Annotated in this window: 16 protein-coding genes and 2 pseudogenes; 14 read left to right on the top strand and 4 right to left on the bottom strand. The window is 54.0% G+C overall.

Annotated features, from left to right (window positions below):
* The 7 genes and pseudogenes from AC1RCO_RS12570 to AC1RCO_RS12600 all read left to right on the top strand — a co-directional run.
* Window positions 1–480: pseudogene (locus tag AC1RCO_RS12570) on the top strand (integrase arm-type DNA-binding domain-containing protein); the annotation flags it as partial.
* A 781-nt stretch (window positions 481–1,261) separates the two neighbouring features.
* Complete coding sequence (locus AC1RCO_RS12575) at window positions 1,262–2,140, top strand: DUF6731 family protein (protein WP_492617739.1); 879 nt, start codon at window positions 1,262–1,264, stop codon at window positions 2,138–2,140.
* Window positions 2,137–2,583, top strand: coding sequence for a hypothetical protein (locus tag AC1RCO_RS12580; protein ID WP_492617740.1), 447 nt, complete (start codon window positions 2,137–2,139; stop codon window positions 2,581–2,583). Before AC1RCO_RS12575 ends, AC1RCO_RS12580 begins: the two co-directional genes overlap by 4 nt.
* A gap of 128 nt (window positions 2,584–2,711) precedes the next feature.
* Window positions 2,712–4,142 (top strand): DNA cytosine methyltransferase, encoded by a 1,431-nt coding sequence (locus AC1RCO_RS12585; protein ID WP_492617741.1) that lies wholly within the window; start codon window positions 2,712–2,714, stop codon window positions 4,140–4,142.
* Window positions 4,139–5,722 (top strand): ATP-binding protein, encoded by a 1,584-nt coding sequence (locus AC1RCO_RS12590; RefSeq protein WP_492617742.1) that lies wholly within the window; start codon window positions 4,139–4,141, stop codon window positions 5,720–5,722. Before AC1RCO_RS12585 ends, AC1RCO_RS12590 begins: the two co-directional genes overlap by 4 nt.
* Window positions 5,723–5,724: 2 nt before the next feature.
* On the top strand, window positions 5,725–7,974 hold the full coding sequence (locus tag AC1RCO_RS12595; protein WP_492617743.1) for a Z1 domain-containing protein: 2,250 nt from the start codon (window positions 5,725–5,727) through the stop codon (window positions 7,972–7,974).
* 1,173 nt (window positions 7,975–9,147) lie between these two features.
* Window positions 9,148–9,534, top strand: coding sequence for a DUF6124 family protein (locus tag AC1RCO_RS12600; protein WP_492617744.1), 387 nt, complete (start codon window positions 9,148–9,150; stop codon window positions 9,532–9,534).
* Between the two features lie 66 nt (window positions 9,535–9,600).
* Here AC1RCO_RS12600 and AC1RCO_RS12605 read toward each other — a convergent pair.
* Window positions 9,601–10,114 (bottom strand): annotated as a pseudogene (locus AC1RCO_RS12605) (helix-turn-helix domain-containing protein).
* A 100-nt stretch (window positions 10,115–10,214) separates the two neighbouring features.
* The gene (locus AC1RCO_RS12610; protein ID WP_492617745.1) at window positions 10,215–11,069 is read right to left on the bottom strand and encodes a helix-turn-helix domain-containing protein; all 855 of its coding nucleotides are present in this window, start codon (window positions 11,067–11,069) and stop codon (window positions 10,215–10,217) included.
* Window positions 11,070–11,225: 156 nt separating this feature from the next.
* On the opposite strand from AC1RCO_RS12610, the gene AC1RCO_RS12615 reads away from it, so the two are divergent.
* Entirely contained in the window at window positions 11,226–11,774 is a 549-nt protein-coding gene (locus tag AC1RCO_RS12615) for a GNAT family N-acetyltransferase (protein WP_492617746.1), read from the top strand.
* A 293-nt stretch (window positions 11,775–12,067) separates the two neighbouring features.
* A complete protein-coding gene (locus AC1RCO_RS12620; RefSeq protein WP_401403412.1) occupies window positions 12,068–12,505 on the top strand; it encodes a GNAT family N-acetyltransferase in 438 nt (145 codons plus the stop codon).
* A 98-nt stretch (window positions 12,506–12,603) separates the two neighbouring features.
* Here AC1RCO_RS12620 and AC1RCO_RS12625 read toward each other — a convergent pair whose 3' ends face one another.
* Entirely contained in the window at window positions 12,604–13,233 is a 630-nt protein-coding gene (locus AC1RCO_RS12625; protein WP_011059170.1) for a helix-turn-helix domain-containing protein, read from the bottom strand.
* 165 nt (window positions 13,234–13,398) lie between these two features.
* Between AC1RCO_RS12625 and AC1RCO_RS12630 the strand changes: the two genes are divergently transcribed.
* The 3 genes from AC1RCO_RS12630 to AC1RCO_RS12640 all read left to right on the top strand — a co-directional run bounded on the left by AC1RCO_RS12630 (window position 13,399) and on the right by AC1RCO_RS12640 (window position 16,094).
* Window positions 13,399–14,535 carry an NAD(P)/FAD-dependent oxidoreductase gene (locus AC1RCO_RS12630; protein ID WP_492617747.1) on the top strand — a complete coding sequence of 379 codons (1,137 nt, stop codon included), beginning with the start codon at window positions 13,399–13,401 and terminating at the stop codon, window positions 14,533–14,535.
* A gap of 26 nt (window positions 14,536–14,561) precedes the next feature.
* Window positions 14,562–14,939 (top strand): RidA family protein, encoded by a 378-nt coding sequence (locus tag AC1RCO_RS12635; RefSeq protein WP_015634090.1) that lies wholly within the window; start codon window positions 14,562–14,564, stop codon window positions 14,937–14,939.
* Window positions 14,940–15,038: 99 nt separating this feature from the next.
* Window positions 15,039–16,094, top strand: coding sequence for a YkvI family membrane protein (locus AC1RCO_RS12640; RefSeq protein WP_019092824.1), 1,056 nt, complete (start codon window positions 15,039–15,041; stop codon window positions 16,092–16,094).
* Window positions 16,095–16,172: 78 nt separating this feature from the next.
* Here the strand turns inward: AC1RCO_RS12640 and AC1RCO_RS12645 are convergent, their stop codons facing one another.
* On the bottom strand, window positions 16,173–17,048 hold the full coding sequence (locus AC1RCO_RS12645; protein ID WP_011059166.1) for a LysR family transcriptional regulator: 876 nt from the start codon (window positions 17,046–17,048) through the stop codon (window positions 16,173–16,175).
* 151 nt (window positions 17,049–17,199) lie between these two features.
* On the opposite strand from AC1RCO_RS12645, the gene AC1RCO_RS12650 reads away from it, so the two are divergent.
* Complete coding sequence (locus tag AC1RCO_RS12650) at window positions 17,200–18,651, top strand: aldehyde dehydrogenase family protein (protein ID WP_492617748.1); 1,452 nt, start codon at window positions 17,200–17,202, stop codon at window positions 18,649–18,651.
* Window positions 18,648–19,697, top strand: a complete 1,050-nt coding sequence (locus AC1RCO_RS12655) for a membrane dipeptidase (protein ID WP_019092821.1) — start codon at window positions 18,648–18,650, stop codon at window positions 19,695–19,697. The genes AC1RCO_RS12650 and AC1RCO_RS12655 overlap by 4 nt, the downstream gene beginning before the upstream one ends.
* Window positions 19,698–19,810: the final 113 nt, after the last annotated feature.

The following is a 19,810-nucleotide window of genomic DNA, read 5'->3' on the forward strand; positions in this document are numbered from 1 at the left end:
ATGTGCGCTCAAACCACTCGCCCCTCCGACCGTCAGCTCAAGGCGGTCAAACCGAAAGACAAGGATTACGTCCTCACCGATGGCGACGGGCATCAGCTGCGAGTCAGGGTCAATCGCTCGATGCAGTGGAATTTCAACTACCGGCATCCCGTAACCAAGCACCGAATCAACATGGCACTCGGCTCCTATCCCGAGGTTTCTCTTGCGCAAGCCAGGAAGAAAACCGTTGAGGCTAGAGAGCTGCTTGTACAGGGCATCGACCCCAAAGCTCAACGCAATGAATTGCAGGAAGCAAAACGAGCGGAAACGGAACATACGTTCGAGGACGTAGCCACCGCGTGGTTCAAATTGAAGAAGGATTCCGTCACTCCGGCGTATGCCGAAGACATCTGGCGCTCGCTCACACTACGTGCTTTTCCAAGCATGAAATCAACGCCGTTATCGGAAGTGAACACGCCGATGGTCATCAAACTGCTTCAAAGGCAAGCACCGGAACGCCTTGTCAAACAACACTGCAGCATCATCCAGGAGTTCAACAGCCAGCTAAACGTCCTGCGGAAAATGCAGCAGAATGCTTTGTGCTCCATTAAGCCGAAGAGTGGCAGCCTGCCGTAGTTTATTCGCAGCATCTTCAGGAGTGAGCGATGCAGTATCGATGGTGTTGGATTTGGGGAGGCTGACTAGTAGCGAGAGATCAAACATCACGGATGTCCTCCGAGATAGTTTGCAGCTTGAACCAAATAGCCAGGGTGGAGCACGAGCTTAAAAGGCGGGCATGCCATTTTCCTTATCTCCTTGGTTTGATTAAGGATTGCCATCCACCGTTCTGACGCAGCATAGGGTGGTAAACCGTACGGGGGTCAGAAACCGGAAACCAAGGAACCGGCCAGGCCTAAGCCTGCCCAGCACGGTTCGACATAGAAAAGCAGCAGCTAGCACTCGAAGTGCTGCCTGTGCAGAATGGAAGAAACCGCGCCTTGGTTTTGATTCAGGTTCTGACGCCCGGTCGCGGGATTGACCGCAACGAAGCAAAGCGTAAATGTGAAGCCGCGACAACATAAGCATGCAGTATCAATAGGCTCTGCATCTCAACGAAAGCTGCCAACCAGCCGCAAATACTCTGCGGTATCTACGGGATTTCGTAGATGGCAATCTAGCGTGGCAGCGGAGTGGCGTTATGCTACCATTTCAAGGTTAAGCAAAAGCAAATTTCAAGTAAGAGGTTTAGACCTCTAATCGAGCGATTTCAGGGAAGAATAGAGTGACAAAAAAAATAATTCGCGTACATCTTTTTGCAGTTGATGAACGCCTAGCTAAAGTACAGTTGGAATCGGTACTCGAATCTGTAAGTTCTGCATCTCTAGAAGACAGACTTAGAACATTTAGCGATTACGAACTTCGGATCGATAAAATTGAACCGCCTTCAGATGAAAAAGCCTTTTGGCTAATGGATTTTGGAAAATTTCGTTGGGATGGGCCAGGTCAAGGCGGCCGGACTACCCATATTAAAGACATTACTTTAACCGATGGGCATTCTTTCGCAGAAGATACCGCTGCGCTTTTTGTGCGTGGACGAGATGGTCGAGGCTGGCTATTAATTCAGCATAATCATAATGGCGCAAGAGCATCTGCCATCGAAAAGTATTTAAGTATATACCTCAATGACAGCCAGTCTTACGTCTATGAGCTAAGTGTAAAAATGCGAGAAGATGCGTTTGCGCGTTTGGAACAGGCAAAACATTTTACAAAGGTTAAAGTTAAGGTAGCTACAGCATCACTAACCCCGGAGCTTTTGGAAGGAAACCTATCCATTCAAAGCGCCCTTGCTGCGTCGATGCCACTACATGGTGATTATATTACAATTGAGGTCTCAACACGAAAACGCAAAGCTGAAAATGGCTTAAGTGTGCTTCCGATGATCGGTTGGCTTAAGAAACTTGTCCAAAGTGACGCGATAGAATCTGCTGAGGTAAGGGCAAGTGATGGCAATCATAGGCCCGAGCCAATTGACTTATTAGAAGGGAAACTGTCTAAAACATTTAATATAACCGAGAAGTCCAAGGGAAGAATTACTCAAGCTCAGCGCTGGAACATGTTGGAACAAGCGCTCGCAGATTGGCAGTCAGTGATAAAATCATGAACCTCCAGCATAGACTGTTTCATAAATGGTATCCTGCAGTGGCGTCTTTATTATTGACCGCCTTGCTAGTAGCACTATCAATTTCATTTGGTTTTGCTTACGGCGTTAGTGATCGGTCAGCATTTCTTTCGGCCTCGATAAGTTTGGGGGCAATTTTGACAGGCTTTACGGCTACATCTCAAGCGATCTTGATGACTTTGCCGGAAGGCGGACTCTTGCTAAGACTACGATCCAGCGGGTATATAAATGATTTAGTTGGCTGCTTTGTAGCCGCTATAATTGGGGCTTCCGCCTTTGTAGCTCTGAGCTTAATAGGATTTTTTATAGTAGCGCTTAACCCCTATTTTTATTATATCTGGTTCTTTTCATTATTTTATTGTGTTTTGACTCTTTTCAGACTGAGCAAGCTGATGATGCTGATATTGAAATACGGCGCAAAGTGATCACGCTTAACTCATTAACTTGGTATTTGGTGCTGTATAAAATATGGTGAACAACTGTTGCAAATATAGTATATTCCTATTTTAGGTCTTGATTTTGATGGGTGAGCTAGCGGTATGGTCCAATACTCATGGAGAGCGGAGTCTATGGAGATGATTTTTTTAGTGAAATTGCCGTGCTTGCTCGGGCTCCTATCATGCTAGGTTCACATTTCCGTTTTATCGATTTATTTTCGGGGCTTGGCGGCTTTCACCTCGCATTAAATCGATTGGGGGGGGAGTGTGTATTTGCTGCGGAATGGAAACCTCATCTTCAAGATCTTTACGAGAAAAATTTTGGAATTCGCCCTTCTGGTGATCTGACGCTAATATCTCCAGTCGATGTCCCTGATCACGATTTGCTTGCTGCTGGCTTCCCATGTCAGCCATTTTCAAAGGCAGGGGAGCAATTAGGTTTTGAATGCACAAAGCAAGGCGGACTGTTTTTTGACGTAGAGGAAATATTAAAAGAAAAACAACCAGCCTTTTTCATTCTTGAAAATGTACCTCACTTACTTAAGCATGATGACGGGCGGACCTGGGAAAAAATACAAGAAATTTTAGGACTCAATGGTCTTGGTTATCATGTGAGAGCGACGAAGCTATCTCCGCATAATTTTGGCATTCCTCAAATTCGCGAGCGTGTATATATTGTTGGCTCAAAGGAGTCATTAGATAACTTTCAGTGGCCACTAAAAACAAACGCCGAAACTTCGATCGAAAGTGTGCTTGATAGCAATCCTCCAGATGCTAAAAGATTTTCAACGCGAATAGCAGACTGCCTTAAAGTATGGAATGATTTTCTTGAGGCGTGTCCAGAAAGGGTTAGGCTTCCATCATATCCTTTATGGTCCATGGAATGGGGGGCAACCTACCCCTTTGAAAATGACACTCCGTACTCGCGAAGGATGCTTGCTGGTAGCAAGGCCCTAGATGGGTTCAAAGGCAATCATGGACTAGACTTGGATCTTCTCGATACTATCGATAAAAAATGGGAGTCTATACCAAGCCATGCCCGAACGGAGCAGATGAGGTTCCCAACTTGGAAGCGAACTTTTATTAGACAGAATAGGCAATTCTATCAAGATAATAAAGATTGGATTGATCCTTGGTTACCGAAAATTCTAAGTTTCGCTTCTAGCCATCAAAAATTAGAGTGGAATGTACAAGGCGGCGTTCAAGATATATGGCAGTACGTCATCCAGATGCGTGCTTCTGGGGTGCGTGTAAAGAGACGAACAACTGCTCCTAGCCTAATTGCAATGACAGACACTCAAGTGCCAATAATTGGCTGGGAAAGAAGATACATGACGCCTAAGGAGTGTGCGCGACTTCAAAGTATGGAAGAGCTAGCGTTTCTTCCGGATACTTCGACACAAGCCTTTAAAGCTCTAGGTAATGCCGTAAATACTAAAGTTGTTGAGGCGGTGGCTAGTGCATTGCTCATGTCTACAAAAGGAGTGGATTTTAACATGGATGATCGGACAGGCCTGCAACTTTCGAGTGAGTTGAGTGTTGCATGAATGACCTCAATATTATAGATGTGGCACCCATTGAAATTCGTCCGGAAGTAACCATACTTTCAGTACTGAGACACTTAAATTATAAAGCATGGTTTGCAATCGCAGAGTTTATAGATAATGCAATTCAAAGCTCCATCGCAAATTATGAAGCATTACAAGAAAATGATGAGACCTATAAATTAGTTGTCGATATACGGCTGAATACAACAAAGCCTGGCAGTTTGATAATTACGGATAACGCGGCGGGAATTTCGCTTAAAGACTTTCCCCGAGCGTTTAAAGCTGCACAGGTACCAGACATGAAGGGTGGACTTTCAGAGTTTGGTATGGGAATGAAAAGCGCTGCCTGTTGGTTCGCAGAAAAATGGAGCGTTAGAACTAAAGCTCTGAATGAAGCAGACGAGAGATTAATAAGCTTCGATGTTCAAAATATTATAAATAATAAAATTGAACGCCTTGAAGTGGAAAGTAGACGCGTAAAGATTTCGTCGCATTATACAGTTGTAAACCTGCAAAACCTGCACCATCTTCCTCAAGGAAGAACAGTCGGCAAGATTAAAGACCATCTCACTAGCATTTACCGCGTTTTTTTACGCAATCAAGACGTCGTTATTCGTTTTAACGGTGAGCCTCTGGTGTACACTCCACCTCTTATCTTAAGAAGTAAGAAGTACTCCGCTCCTGGACAGGTATTTGACATATCCGCTCCGGAGATTGAGTGGAAAAAAGACATCAATCTCGATTTCGGTGCAGGTCAAAGGGTTTCTGGCTTTGTCGCGCTACGAAAGGTTGGATCTACTCCCTTAGCTGGTTTTGCGCTATTTAGGCGGAACCGGTTGATTGTAGGTAGTCATGATGAAACATACCGACCTTCATTCATTTTTAAAAATACAAACAGTTATCCATATCAAAGACTTTTCGGAGAACTCCACATTGAAGGGTTTGAAGTTAGTCATACGAAAGATGGTTTTCGCTGGGAAGAATACGAAGATATTTTTTTAGAGCTTCTAAAAAACGAGATCAGCTCTGAGCCTTTAGACCTGCTATCTCAAGCTGAAAACTACCGAGCTCTGCCTACAAAAAACACCATAGAACAGAACGCTATAGAGGCGACACAGATTGTCGCTGATTACATTGAGTCTACTGTCGCACCCATAATTATCGAAGCGCGACAACAGCCTGCTTCACCTGCTCCCTTACCATTAGAGCTTGAGTCAAGTCCTTTACAAGCATCCGAAAGGACAGTAAGTGTAGATGATGGGGATTGGAGTTGGGTAATAACACTCAGAACATCTATTGATCCTGCCGTAAATGATTGGGTTAGTCTTTCTAAAATGGAAAATGGAGATGAGGACTCTAGCCGTTTGCGGCGTATTAGTTTAGATGTCTCTCTAGCTCATCCGTTTTCCTCCGAGTTCTTGGGTGCTAACAACGAAAATATAGAGCTGTTCTTACGTATAGCTACTGCGGTTTGTATCTCACTAGTACTTTCTGAAGATCTTACCTCTGAACCTCCTCACGTAGTACTTTGCCATTTGAATAGCCTCCTGAGAGGCGCGCTAAGACGCAAGGAAATTTGATTATGGACATAGCTGTTGGTGATTTGAAGTCAAATGATTACGGTTTGCTGTGGGAGCCTCAAGTATTAGAAGTTACAGAGGAGTTTCTGCGAAATAAGACGAAGGATCAAAGTCCGAGTTATGAGGACTTGACCGAAGGGGAAGACTCTGTCCTATCTGAAGCTAAGCGAATTTTAGGGCGTTGTTTACCGCCCGACAGCATAGCTGGAAGTGAAACAGGATTAGTCATTGGTTATGTTCAGAGCGGTAAAACGATGTCCTTCGAAACGGTTATCTCCTTGGCTAGGGACAACGGTTTTGGAATGGTCATCGTTTTCGCGGGAACCAAGACTAATTTGAGAGAGCAGTCAGAAGATAGACTTAAAAAAGATCTAGGAATTGAAGAGGGCGAGAACTGGCACCTTTTTTCAAATCCAACTAAAGGTGCTAGCAGTCAAATATCCGACAAAATAGGCGCATGGCGAAGGAGGCCGAAAACAAAACGTGCGATACTGATCACAGTACTGAAGCAAATTAATCATTTAGACAATCTGTTCGCTTTGCTGAAAGATCTTCCTTTAAATGATTTACCTGTGCTGATTATCGATGATGAAAGTGATCAAGCTAGTCTAAATACTAACGCCGCGAAAATCCGTACGAACCAAGTTGACGAAGATACTAAAAGTGCTACATATGATCGAGTTTGTTTGATACGCAGCCAGTTCCTCGCTCACTCCTTTCTTCAGTACACAGCAACGCCACAGGCAAATTTACTTCTCGCTCATGCAGATATTTTGAATCCTTCCTTCGCGGAGTTGGTCACACCTGGTCCCGCGTACACAGGAGGCAAAGCTTTTTTTAGAGACAATCCAGCGCTAATTAAAGAGATCCCGGCGACTGAAGTCCCAAGTAAGAATAATGTCGTGGATAGCTCCCCTAAGAGTCTTCTCAGCGCGCTTAGGTATTTTTTGTTGATAGCAGCCCAGCATTCGTTAACTCGAACGAAGGGCAAAGACAAAAATAGATCTATGATGGTGCATCCTGCGATGCAAACCGCCTCACATAAAGCGTATAAAACTTGGCTGGATAGATCATTCAAAGCTCTAAAAGGGATCATTCTAAATGACTACACTAATTCTCCCGCCGAAATAGAAAAAAGGTTTGCGGTTGAATACGCCTCTTTGAAGCAGACATTTCCTAAAATCCTTCCATTAAATACACTTTTGCAGGAAATGATCCAAGAAGTTCTCGATGAAATTACCATTGTAGAGGTGAATGGCACTCCAGATGCAGAGAAAAAAATTGACTGGAAGTTGTCTCCTTATTGGATTGTGGTAGGTGGTGCCAAGCTTGATAGGGGATACACCGTAGAAGGCTTGGCTATTACATATATGCCAAGGCCGCTAGGAAATGCGGCAGCGGCAGATACTTTGCAACAGCGAGCTCGCTTCTTTGGCTATAAAAAAAGTTATCTAGGCCTTTGTCGTGTTTTCGTACAATCTGATGTTAGATCCGCATTTTCAAACTATGTTGAGCATGAGGAATTTGTGCGTACCGCATTAATGGAGCATCGTGGCCGGCCGCTTATTGAATGGAGGCGCGACTTTGTTTTAAGTGCGCTAATGAAGCCGACAAGGCCGAATGTAATAGGGCTCGACACAAGAAAAATAACTGTTGATGGCTGGATATACCCCAAAGCTCTTCATCGTGATTCTGTTGCTGTGTCAGAAAATAAGAAACTACTACACAAGGTAGTTGCAGACTGGTCTGCAAATTTTGGTTGCCCCGTGAATTGTTCGATCTACCCTCAGTTCCAACGGGCCAATTCAACGACTACAGTAATTGAGGGCGTTCCACTTCTAAACGTGCTAAGTGAGTTTCTTTTAACACTCCAAGTAAAAGACACTCGTGATGCAGAATTACATAGTGCAATTTTAGTATCTTTGGCTGAACTTCAGCGCATTAATTCAAAAGCAGTAGTTGATGTTTTTTTGATGAATGGGCTAGAATCTCAGTATCGAACTAGAGAAAACGCCAGGGGTTATTCTCGCGATGATTTTAATGCTCCTATAAACCAGTATTTCAGTTTAAGCGCCAACGCGATCAATGATAAAAGCTATGCATTTAAAGATCGTATCACATTGCAACTTAGGCGGTTTAACTTGGGAACCAAGCCGGGAGATACATCTAGCGCTAACGTATTTGACGTGACTTGGTTTTCATTGCACATCCCCTCAAAGCTTAAAAAAGAGTTGGTAATTGAGTTGAGATAGCAAAGGCCAACTTGACATTAGCCTAATACTTGATCGCTAAGCGACTTTGCATTTAATACCAACAACAAATAATAAAGCCATATAAATGAGCTTCATAGCTGCGATCGCGTAGGCTATGAAGCTCAGCTTTTTGTTTCGCACAACGCATATTTATTCGTAAGATTAAATCGTTTCGCACATCTCTAAAAATAAAATAGAATTTTAGAAGCGAAACCATTGAGTTTCTAACTAGCAAACTCTCTCTCTGAAAACGCTCAGAGACAGATATTTCAGAATATATTTAAACACTTGATTCTACCCGAAAGACATCCCACCCTGATTGAGCATCTGAGCCCATCCCGTCGGTTAACGGCGCAGATTGTGTAAAAATGCAGGCCCCGTTTTTAAATCTGCGCGACTACATAAAATCTGCCGGTGGTTCAGTAAACTGCAGATCTTAAATTTACGTAGCACCCAATTTGCGCTTGGTTCTAACCGTCAACCCGCTCTTAATTTTTTTAGACCGCCTCAGCAGATTGCTCTCTGTTGTCCCGACAGCTGGAAGAAGTTCTACGCTCATCATGGATACGAAGCACGGTAGTCACAGCGGATGTGCATCATCGTCAGGTCGAATACAAGCGGGAGGTTAATGGAATGCTATTGGGTGAAGTATTTCTATTGGTATTCCAATCAAAATACAAAACAAACATTAATTATAATAATCAATGAGATAAAAGACCGACTCAGATTACCCCGGCCAAACAAAGCACCAACAAAGCCCGCCTTATGCGGGCTCTGTTGTTTCTGGCCTTAGCGTTCCGCCACCATCGCCAACCGCCCCTCCCCGCACTCACAAACCGCGCCTTCGTTCCCCCAAAGCAGCGTTAAGTCTCTTTCTATTGTGCGAACTTTCCTAGAAACTCCTAGCCGCTTGCGCCTACCCCCTCACCCTGGCTAGCCTCGATCCGTCACTGCAAATTCAGTGACCGGGTTTAGCAGTTCGACGTGTAACTAGGCGCATGGCGCCCCCATTACGTGGCGCTTTTTTTGGCTCCGCTTTATGGCGGCCGTGCGCAGGGCACCCTCGGGTGCGCCGGGTTCCTAGTACACCGGTCTGCTAACCTGCGAACGGCCGCCGCCCTATCGTTTAGCAGCGACGGTGAAGGCTCCTATCTCTGTACTAGGAGTTACGCCATGAAAAAGCTCGTCCCCGATCCGCCCCTCACAGCTGCCCAGCGCGGCAGAAACCCCGACCACGATCTGGCCAATCAGCAGATCCGGCAAAAACTGTCACTTCAGCCTGCCGATGCTTCTCTGATCCAGTCGCTGAAGAAAACCATCAGTACCCCGGTGAGTCGCGATTCCTTGTTCTCAGTATGCGGCGGTATCAGCGCCGAAGAAGCCCTGCTCCACGTCTCCCTGCTGCTGAAAAGCGCCGAAGAGGTTTCCGATGAAATCACCGAACGCGGCAGCGGCATCGAGCGCGGTCTGATCTGGTCCCTGGTGCACTCGGTGGAAATGGCCCGGGCCGTGGTGGATGCCTTGCTAGATGGCAGTCGCCACACGCAAACGCTGAAGTAGAACGCCCCACGAAAGCACGGCGCGGCAGCACGATCTGGCGCGCTGTTGCTTGATGAGTAGAGCGCTTCAACGCTCCGACATCACCACCATCACTTCCGCATCCTCCTCCCCTTCCGCCAGGTAGATATGGCCGACACTGCTGTTGAAGTAGGCCGTCTCCTGCGGGCCAATGCTCACCGCTTCCACGGTCTCGAACTGGATTCGCACACGCCCCGACAGCACCAGGGCGAACTCCTGCCCGGGGTGGCGGATGTAGTCCTCGAACTGCTGCAGCTCGCGGGCAAAGATTCGTGCGTACATGGGGGTCATGCTGCGCCCGGGAAAGTCGCCGGCCACGGGGTGGTAGTCGTAGTGGCCGGTGCTGTAGCCGGGGGCGTCGGCGATGGTGGTGCTGAACCACGGTCGGTTGCACCTGGACGCTGCAGGCCAGGCCTGGGGGGAACAGTTGAGCGATGTCGACACCCAGGGCGGGGGCCGCGGCGGCGAGTTTTTCGTAGCTGACCGATATCTGCACGAGCTCCATTTTCGACAGGGTCGACAGTACGACGCCGGAGCGTTCCGAGAGCTGTTTTAGGGTCAGCTCGTCCTATGGACAACCGATCGCGCGCTGGAATCAGTGTTATATCTAGGAGGGAAACCTTTTCCATAGTGCGCCTTCCCTCCTCTATTTCGACCGCAGGTCAGCCCTGCTCCCCCTCCTCTCTCTTGTGCTTACGATAACGGGAGAGCGAAATTCCCGTTTGGCGCTTGAAGTAGCGACACAAGTAAGACGCGTCGACGAAGTTCAATTCGTCGGCCACACGGCCAATAGCCAAGTCACTGTATAAAAGAAGAGCCTTGATCTCCAAGGTTACCTGCCGATCGATCAGGCCCTTGGGTGTGTCATTGAAAAACGCTTTGGTCAACTGCGACAGGTAGAACGGCGTGATATTCAGTGCGTCGGCGTAGAACTTCACATCTCTGTGGCGCACACAATGTTTGCCTATCAATTCCCAGAAGCGCCAACTGAGCATTTCCTTCCGGCTGAACCCCCTGTTTTCTATCTGGTTGGCTGGAAGTTGCTCGGCTATTTTCAGAAAGAGGTTCTGCAGCTGATTGCGCAACATGATGCGTTGGTAGGTGGGACAGGTCTGCGCAATGTTCCGCATCTGCGTCACCCACCCCTCTATCAGCGGCATGTCGTCCTTGGATGGAACGCAATGAGGATGGTCATGCAGAAATACGAACAAGGTATTGGGTAGCGGGTAGGCAACCTCCGCGGCAAAACTTTTCGGCATAAGGCAGAAAAACACCTTGAAGCGCCGCGAGCGACGTTTGAGCAAGGCAATAGTGTCCTCAGCCAGCAGCATCACAGCACCGCGCCTAACCGCATGCTCTTTGAAGTTAAGTGTGAAGTGGGCACTACCGCAGAGGCATACCAGCAGCGTCAAGTAAGCGTGACCGAAGGAGAGCGGTAAACCGAGCCCTTCCGCTAGCGTGGTTTCTCCCATCCGCATCGAGTCGTCAGGAGCGGAAAGTTTCGGAATGTGATGCATAGTGACCCAGCGCTACAACAAACAAGAGCCAAAATCCTATCACCGCTTGGCGCAGCTGTTTCGAAAAGTACCGAGAAAGCCGAGGTACTGGCGTGTACCGATGATCTGTCTCCCAATACTCTGTCCCGAACGAACCAATCCATTCGGGTACAGGACATGACACTTGAAACAGAACGACTCTTGCTTCGCCCCTGGCAGGCCACAGACGCCGCCGATCTATACGAATATGCCAAAGACGCCCGAGTCGGCCCTATCGCTGGCTGGCCCCCACACACCAGCGTGGAGAACAGTGCCGACATCATCCGTACGGTCTTCAATCACCCCGAGGTGTACGCGGTCGAACTGAAGGAAAATCGCCGTGCTGTTGGTTGTGTGGGCATTCTCATAGGCAGCAACAGCAATTTTGAAATCAGTGAGCAGGAAGGGGAAATCGCCTACTGGATCGGTGTGCCGTACTGGGGCAAAGGCCTGACTCCGGAAGCCGTGCGTGAAGTGATGCGACACGCCTTTGAAAACCTGAATCTCAAAGCACTTTGGTGTGGTTACTTCGCCAACAACATCCAGTCCTATGTTGCTCAATCCAAGTGTGGCTTTCGCTTTCATCACACGGAAGAAAACAAATACAACCAGTTCCTCCAAGACTATCGGACAGAACACATTAGCCGTATCACCTACCAAGAATGGCTGGACCATACGAAAGAGTAAGGACACAAACCCAAGATACCGGGGGGCGGAGGCAACGACCGGCGGACGCAGCCTGGTGACGACGTAAACCGCACGAACGCCGCAGAGGAGTTCAAACCTTACTTGGAGCTGCACGGAGAGCTAACCGGAATCCCTCGCCGCCCCAGAACTGCCGCGAACTGCAACAGCTAGAGTGCGAAGCCTGCCGCAGGACAGCGCCGAGCTGTTCGTCGCGCTGCTGGCGAAGGCGCAGGAGGAACTGAATGCCCGTGAAAGTTAATTGAGCCTTATCCACACCCCAGTTCAGGAGACTTATGAAAATCTCGCTTACCCAAGTAACGCAAAAAAACTATGAAGCGATTTGTGAACTGGAGGTTACTGAAGAGCAGGAAGACTACGTGGCAAGTAATACCTGGTCGCTCGTTGAGGCTGCGTACAACCCAGGTTACTTCACACGCGCCATCATCGCGGATGGAAAGCCCGTAGGCTTCTTTATGTGGGTGCAAGAGTCAAAAGGCAAAGTTTCTATCTGGCGCTTTATGGTGGACAAAGAACATCAGCAGAAATCCATCGGTAGAGTAGCGCTGGGCCTCGCCCTACATGAAATAAAACAGATCGCGGATTTGGAAGAAATTGAAATTTGCTACAACCCCAACAACATCGTAGCCAAAGGGTTTTACTCCAGTTTCGGGTTTGTCGAGGTTGGTATGGATGCAGACGGCGAAGATATGCTGGCGAGGATCAGGATTTGAACTGCGCCAAATACAATCCGAGCTTTGCACAACAGTTCTAATTACCTTCAACTCCAACCGCTTATGACTCAGGAGGGCGCAGAGGATGATCAGGGGCCTCAACGCTCCGACATCACCACCATCACTTCCGCATCCTCATCCCCTTCCGCCAGGTAGATATGGCCAATGCTGCTGTTGAAGTAGGCAGTCTCCTGCGGGCCGATGCTCACGGCCTCCCCGGTCTCGAACTGAATTCGCACACGCCCCGACAGCACCAGGGCGAATTCCTGCCCGGGGTGGCGGATGTAATCCTCGAACTGCTGCAGCTCGCGGGCAAAGATCCGCGCGTACATGGGGGTCATGCTGCGCCCGGGAAAGTCCCCGGCCATGGGGTGGTAGTCGTAGTTGCCGGTGCTGTAGCCGGGGGCGTCGGCGATGGTGGTGCTGACCACGGTCGGTTGCACCTGGGCGCCGCCGGTCTGGATCAGGTTCGGCGCGGGGGTGAACAGCCGGGCGATGTCGACGCCCAGGGCGCGGGCTGCTGCGGCGAGTTTTTCGTAGCTGACCGAGACCTGGGCCAGCTCCATTTTCGACAGGGTCGACAGCGCCACGCCGGAGCGCTCCGAGAGCTGTTTGAGGGTCAGCTTCTGGTTTTTACGAATGGTCCGCAGGCGTGCGCCGACCTGGGTCCGGTCGATCAGTGGATGGGCGTGGGAGCTCGAGGCGGGCTGGGCTCGGTCGGAACTCATTGAGGCTCTCTGTCTGGCAAATAAGGGCAACCGCGACGCTAGCCGGGGCACGTGGCGAAATATTAACCCATGACCCCGGGTTGACTGGAAAATTCTCATATCTTACATTTCTCGTATGTGAGAATTTTGACCCCTGTCATTTCCCAGCGATTCAGGAACCCCGGCATGCACGCGAACCAATGCTTCGACTTCGTCATCATCGGCGCCGGTATTGCCGGTGCTTCCCTGGCCTATCGCCTGGCCGGGCAGGCCAGCGTGCTGGTGCTGGAACGTGAATCGCAGCCGGGCTACCACTCCACCGGGCGCTCGGCGGCGATGTTCATGGAGGCCTACGGCACCCCGCAGATCCAGGCCCTGACCCGCGCCAGCCGGGCTTTCTACCAGCGGCCGCCGCAGGGTTTCTGCGATCACCCGTTGATGGAACCCCGTGGCTGCCTGTACGTGGCCAGCGAGGAACAGCTGGACCAATTGCAGCAAACCTACAATGAAACCCGCGCCCGCTCCGCCAATGTGCGCCTGATCACGGCCGAACAGGCCCGGGCCCTGGTGCCCTGCCTGCGCCCCGAGGCCGTCGCCGGGGCGATGCTGGAAACCGCCGCCCAGGACCTGGACGTGCACGCCCTGCACCAGGGCTTCCTGCGGGCCATGCGCCGGGCCGGTGGGCTGCTGGAGTGCGACCTGCACATAGTCGAGGCCAGCCGCGAAGACCGCCACTGGAACCTCAAACTCAGTGATGGCCGCGTACTGCAGGCGCGCAATCTGGTGAACGCTGCCGGCGCCTGGGTCGACGACGTGGCCCAGCTGTGCGGCGTGGCCCCCATCGGCCTGCAACCCTGCCGGCGCAGCGCCTTCACCTTCGATGGCCCACCGGATGAAGACTTCAGCCGCTGGCCGGCGGTGATCGGCATCGACGAAAGCTTCTACTTCAAGCCCGACGCCGGCCAGTTGCTCGGCTCCCCGGCCAATGCCGACCCGGTGCCGCCCCAGGACGTGATGCCCGAAGAGCTGGACATCGCCACCGGCATCTACCACATCGAGAACGTCACCTCCCTGAGCATCCGCCGCCCGCGCCACAGCTGGGCCGGCCTGCGCTCCTTCGTCGCCGACGGCGATCTGGTGGTGGGCTGGGACGACAGCTGCGAAGGCTTTTTCTGGCTCGCCGCCCAGGGCGGCTACGGCATCCAGTCGGCGGCCGGCGTCTCGCAACTGGCCGGCGCCCTGCTGCTGGGGCAACCGGTCCCAGAAGAACTGCTGAGCCAGGGCGTCGATGCCCAGGCCCTGGCCCCCGCTCGCTTGCGTTAACCCACCCAGCCCACGAGGCCCTTGCCATGTCCAATGACATCCAGCGTTATCCCAGCCACCTGCCCTACCCCTTTTCCCGGGCGATCCGGGTCGGCGGCTTCCTGTTCCTCTCCGGCCAGGTGCCCATGAGCGCCGAAGGCGAAGTGGTGCACGGCGACATCCGCGTGCAGACCGAGGCCGCCCTGGCGCGCATCGGCGAGACCCTGGCCGAATGCGGTGCCAGCTTCGACCAGGTGGTGAAGAGCACTGTCTGGCTCACCGACATGCAGCACTTCGCCGGCTTCAACGAGGTCTACCAGCGCCACTTCAAGAACGGTTTCCCGGTGCGTTCCACCGTCAGCGCCCAACTGGCGCTGGGGGTCGATGTCGAGATCGAAGTCCAGGCCTGGGTCGGCGAAAACTGAGTCACCCGCCCCAGCCCTCAAGTGCGATGCCCAGGGCCGCCACAGCCATGAATGTGGTGGTCCACCCCACATAACAACAAAAAATCGAGGCTAATCGTCATGAAAGAAAGTCTGAAGATCGCCGGCGCCTTCGTCGGTGTGATTGTCGGCGCGGGGTTCGCCTCCGGTCGTGAACTGCTGTTGATGTTCGTCGACTTCGGCGCCTGGGGCCTGGCGGGTGCGGTGGTCAGCGCGGCGCTGTTCACCTTCCTCGGCATGGCCCTGGCCAGCATGGGCAGCCGCCTGCGAGCGGCGTCGCACAAGGACGTGGTGCAGGCCCTGTGCGGCAAGCACCTGGGGGCCCTGGTGGACCTGATGATCACCTTCTTCATGTTCGCCGTGACCGTGGTGATGCTGGCCGGCGGCGGTGCCCTGCTGGAACAGCAATTCGGCATTCCCGCCATTGCCGGCAGCGTGCTGGTGACCCTGATCGTGGTCGCCATCGTGTGCCTGGACGTGCACAAGGTCATCGGCATGATCGGCGCGGTGACGCCCTTCCTGATCATCACCGCGGTGGGCGTGGCCCTGTATGGCGCCGCGACCCGCGACCTGAGCTTCGGCGAACTCAATCAACTGGCGGCCAAACAAGAAGCCGGCGCCAGCCACTGGCTGCTGGGCGCCTTGCTCTACGTCTCCTACAACATCGTGGCCGGGGTGCCGATCCTGGCGATCATGGGCGGCGCGGCCAAGGGCGAAAAACAGGCGATGTGGGGCGGCATTTTCGGTGGTGCGCTGCTGGGCCTGCTGATGCTGGTGATGAGCCTGGGCCTGCTGTCGCGCCTGGACAGCGTGGCGGACCTGCCGATGCCCATGCTGTCGATCGCCAGCGAAGTCTCCCCGGCCCTGGGGCTGCTGATGGCGCTGATCATCTTCTGCATGATCCTCAACACCGCCGTGGGCACCCTGTACTCCTTTTCTGCGCGGCTGTTTCCGGCGGGCACCCGACAGTTCCGCCTCGGCTCCATCGCCGCCGGCGCCCTGGCGTTTGTCGGCAGCCTGGTGGGTTTTATCAGCCTGGTGGGGCAGGTGTATCCGTTCTTCGGCTACCTGGGGTTCCTGCTGATTGCCGCGGTGGTGATCGGCTGGCTGCGACCACGACGGGTGGTGGTGGCGTAAGCGTCGCTCGATGGGGCAGGCACCCGGGAATTATCCCAGGTGCCTTGAGTCAAGCCCGGGGCCGTAGGAGCGGCCCGCTCAAGCAAACCGGCTCCCTTTGAGCGCCTTCAAGAAGGTATAGGACGCATGGTTCAACGTCTCTCGCGGGGCGGTGATCACGCTCACCGAGCGCACGATGCGCTGGTCTTCCAGGCGCAGGAAATTCAGCTGGTCACCCGCTGCCGAACGGCTGAGCAGTTCCGGTAGCAAGGTCACGCCCATGCCCTGGGCCACCAGCGCCAGCAAGGAGGTGGTGTTTCTGACGCTGAGGGTCGAGTGGTCGCGGATGTGCCGGAACTCGGCGGCGTTGATCTCGGCGCCCAGGCCGCTGTTGATGAAGTTCTGCCCGTCCAGATCGCTCCAGCGCAGCGGGCGCGCCAGGCGGTTGAGGGGGTTGTCGCTGGCGCAGACCACGCAGAAGGCGTCGGAGAACAGGAAGTCCTGGTCGATGTTGGGGATGCTCGCCGGTACGGTGCCGATGCCGATGTCCACGTCGCCGCTGAGCACCGCTTGCACCACTCGCTCGGAATCCATGTCGCGGATATCCAGGTGGAACTGCGGGTGCTGTTCATGGAATTGCTTGAGCAACGGCGGCAGCAGGGTAATGGCGAAGGACGGCACCGCCGCCACCCGCACCAGGCCGGTCTCGGCCTTGGCGTAGGTCTTGATGGTGCTGATGGTGCGGTCGAAATGCGCCAGTTCGCGCTGGGCTTCCAGCAGCACGAAACGCCCCAGGGGGCTGAGCTGGTTCTTGCGCTCGCCTTCGAACAAGGCGCCGCCCAGTTCCTCTTCCAGTTGCTTGAGCGAGAGCGACACCGCTGCCGGTGTGCGGTGCAGGCGCTGGGCAGCCTGGGTCAGGCTCTGGCTGGTGGCCACCGCGACGAAAAACTGCAAATTGGAGATCTTGATGCTCATGGCGGCGCGTCCTGCTGGCAAAGGTATAGCTTAAATTTTACTTAAACAACCTTAAAATTTATTAGATTTACTTAATACAAGGCCGACTCATAATCCTCCCAGAACCGCACAAAGGCAACGCCCCGCCTGGCGTGCCGCCCTGGAGGATTTCATGAGCGACAACCATCACAACTACATCGCCGGCCAATGGCTCAAGGGCGCCAGCGAGATCGAGAACCGCAACCCGTCCGACACCCGCGACCTGATCGGCCTCTACGCCCAGGCCTCCCGGGCGCAGTTGGACAGTGCCATTGCCGCCGCCAGCGAGGCCCAGCGAATCTGGGCCCGCAGCGGCCTCGAGCAACGCTACAAGGTGCTGATGGCCATCGGTCAGGAGCTGATGCAGCGTTCTGCGGAAATCGGCAGGACCCTGTCCCGGGAAGAAGGCAAGCCCATGGCCGAAGGTGCTGGCGAGGTGTACCGCGCCGGGCAGTTCTTCACCTACTACGCTGCGGAAACCCTGCGCCAGTTGGGGCAGACCGCCGACTCGGTGCGCGACGGCATCGAGATCGATATCCGCCGTGAACCCATCGGCGTGGTGGCGATCATTTCGCCGTGGAATTTCCCCATGGCCACCGCCTGCTGGAAGATCGCCCCGGCCCTGGCCTTCGGCAACGCCGTGGTGTGGAAGCCGGCCAACCTGACCCCGGCCAGCGCAGTGATTCTCAGCGAGATCATCGCCCGCCAGGACTTGCCCGCGGGCCTGTTCAACCTGGTGATGGGCGCCGGTTCCGAGATCGGCCAGGCGCTGATCGAGCACCCGGGCATCAACGCCATATCCTTCACCGGCTCGGTGGACGTGGGCAAGGGCATCGCCGCCTCGGCCGCCGCCAACCTGACCAAGGTGCAACTGGAAATGGGCTCGAAAAACGCCCTGGCAGTGATGGACGACGCCGACCTCGACCTGGCGGTGAGCTGCGCGGTGAATGGCGCCTTTGGCGGCACCGGGCAGAAGTGCACCGCCTCCTCGCGGTTGATCGTGCATGCAGGCATCCACGATGCCTTCGTGGAAAAACTGCTGGCGGCAACCCAGGCGCTCAAGGTCGGCCATGCCCTGGAAGCCGGTACCCAGATCGGCCCGGTGGCCAGCGCCGCACAGCTGGAGGCCAACCTGGCGAACCTACAACTGGGCCAGCAGGAAGGCGCCGAACTGCTCACCGGCGGCCAGCGCCTGGAGCTGGAAAGCCCCGGTTACTACCAGGCACCGGCGCTGTTCATTGGCGGCAGCAATGCCATGCGCATCAACCGCGAAGAGCTGTTCGCGCCCATCGCCTGCGTGATCAAGGCCGGCAGCTACGAAGAGGCCCTGAGCCTGGTCAATGACACCCGCTTCGGCCTCACCGCCGGCATCATGACCCGCTCCCTGGCCCGCGCCAGCCACTTTCGCCGCAATGCCCGGGTCGGCTGCGTGATGGTCAACCTGCCCACCGCCGGCACCGACTACCACGTGCCTTTCGGCGGCCGTGGCGAGTCCAGCTACGGCCCGCGCGAGCAGGGGCGCTCGGCGGTGGAGTTCTACACCCACGTGAAGACCGGCTACATCGCCGCGGGGGCGCCACTATGAGCCTGCCCCAGACCTTCGCCAGCCGCGGCCCGCGCATCGATGCCATGCAGTACGACAACTGGTCGGAAAAGATCTTCCAGCAGATGCGCGAAGGCGGCGTCGATGCGGTCCACGTGACCATCGCCTACCACGAGACCTTCCGCGAAATGGTGGCCAATATCGAAGCCTGGAACCGCAGGTTCCAGCGCTACTCGCACCTGATCCTGCACGGCAAGTGGGCCAGCGACATCGCCCTGGCACGGCAGACCGGGCGCACGGCGATCTTCTTCGGTTTCCAGAACCCCTCGCCCATCGAGGACGACATCGGCCTGGTGGAAGTGGTGCACAGCCTCGGCGCACGCTTCATGCAGCTGACCTACAACAACCAGTCGCTGCTGGCCACCGGTTGCTATGAACAGGAAGACCCGGGCCTGACCCGCATGGGCAAGCAGGTGGTACGGGAGATGAACCGGGTCGGCCTGGTGGTGGACATGTCCCACTCCGCCGAACGCTCGACCCTGCAAGCCATCGAGCACTCCGAGCGCCCGATCGCCATCACCCACGCCAACCCGGCGTTCTGGCACGCGGCGCTGCGCAACAAGTCCGACACCGTGCTCAAGGCCCTGGGCCAGAGCGGTGGCATGTTCGGTTTCTCGCTGTACCCGCACCACCTCAAGGACAAGAGCGCCTGCAGCGTGCAGAGCTTCTGCGAAATGATCGCGCGCACCGCCGAGCTGATGGGCGTCGAGCACCTGGGCCTGGGTTCCGACCTGTGCCAGGACCAGCCCAACAGCGTGGTGGACTGGATGCGCGTCGGCCGCTGGACCCTGGATGTCGACTACGGCGAAGGCTCCAAGGCGCAACCGGGCTTCCCCGACCAGCCGGCCTGGTTCCGCGACAACCGCGACTTCCCCAACATCGAGGCGGGCCTGCACGGCGTGGGTTTCAGCGCCCAGGAGGTCGCCGCGATCATGGGCGGCAACTGGCTGCGCTTCTTCGAGAACAATTTTGTTCCGGCCAAGGCCCAGGCAGGTGCCGCCGCCCACCCTCACGAGATCGCGGTCTGAGACCCCCGACTGTTTCCCGATTGTCCTGACGTCCGGCCTGAACAGGGTCATCGCCAAGCACTAACAACAACAAATGCGCCCATAACAATTATTAGCGATCGACAACGCAACAC

Source organism: Pseudomonas sp. GW823-FHT03E05 (assembly GCF_058796855.1).

Bases quoted from the DNA above. Each gene is read 5' to 3' on its own strand.
- AC1RCO_RS12580 (WP_492617740.1), top strand. From the start codon at position 2,137: ATGAACCTCCAGCATAGACTGTTTCATAAATGGTATCCTGCAGTGGCG.
- AC1RCO_RS12585 (WP_492617741.1), top strand. From the start codon at position 2,712: ATGGAGAGCGGAGTCTATGGAGATGATTTTTTTAGTGAAATTGCCGTG.
- AC1RCO_RS12590 (WP_492617742.1), top strand. From the start codon at position 4,139: ATGAATGACCTCAATATTATAGATGTGGCACCCATTGAAATTCGTCCG.
- AC1RCO_RS12595 (WP_492617743.1), top strand. From the start codon at position 5,725: ATGGACATAGCTGTTGGTGATTTGAAGTCAAATGATTACGGTTTGCTG.
- AC1RCO_RS12600 (WP_492617744.1), top strand. From the start codon at position 9,148: ATGAAAAAGCTCGTCCCCGATCCGCCCCTCACAGCTGCCCAGCGCGGC.
- AC1RCO_RS12610 (WP_492617745.1), bottom strand. From the start codon at position 11,069: ATGCATCACATTCCGAAACTTTCCGCTCCTGACGACTCGATGCGGATG.
- AC1RCO_RS12615 (WP_492617746.1), top strand. From the start codon at position 11,226: ATGACACTTGAAACAGAACGACTCTTGCTTCGCCCCTGGCAGGCCACA.
- AC1RCO_RS12620 (WP_401403412.1), top strand. From the start codon at position 12,068: ATGAAAATCTCGCTTACCCAAGTAACGCAAAAAAACTATGAAGCGATT.
- AC1RCO_RS12625 (WP_011059170.1), bottom strand. From the start codon at position 13,233: ATGAGTTCCGACCGAGCCCAGCCCGCCTCGAGCTCCCACGCCCATCCA.
- AC1RCO_RS12630 (WP_492617747.1), top strand. From the start codon at position 13,399: ATGCACGCGAACCAATGCTTCGACTTCGTCATCATCGGCGCCGGTATT.
- AC1RCO_RS12635 (WP_015634090.1), top strand. From the start codon at position 14,562: ATGTCCAATGACATCCAGCGTTATCCCAGCCACCTGCCCTACCCCTTT.
- AC1RCO_RS12640 (WP_019092824.1), top strand. From the start codon at position 15,039: ATGAAAGAAAGTCTGAAGATCGCCGGCGCCTTCGTCGGTGTGATTGTC.
- AC1RCO_RS12645 (WP_011059166.1), bottom strand. From the start codon at position 17,048: ATGAGCATCAAGATCTCCAATTTGCAGTTTTTCGTCGCGGTGGCCACC.
- AC1RCO_RS12650 (WP_492617748.1), top strand. From the start codon at position 17,200: ATGAGCGACAACCATCACAACTACATCGCCGGCCAATGGCTCAAGGGC.
- AC1RCO_RS12655 (WP_019092821.1), top strand. From the start codon at position 18,648: ATGAGCCTGCCCCAGACCTTCGCCAGCCGCGGCCCGCGCATCGATGCC.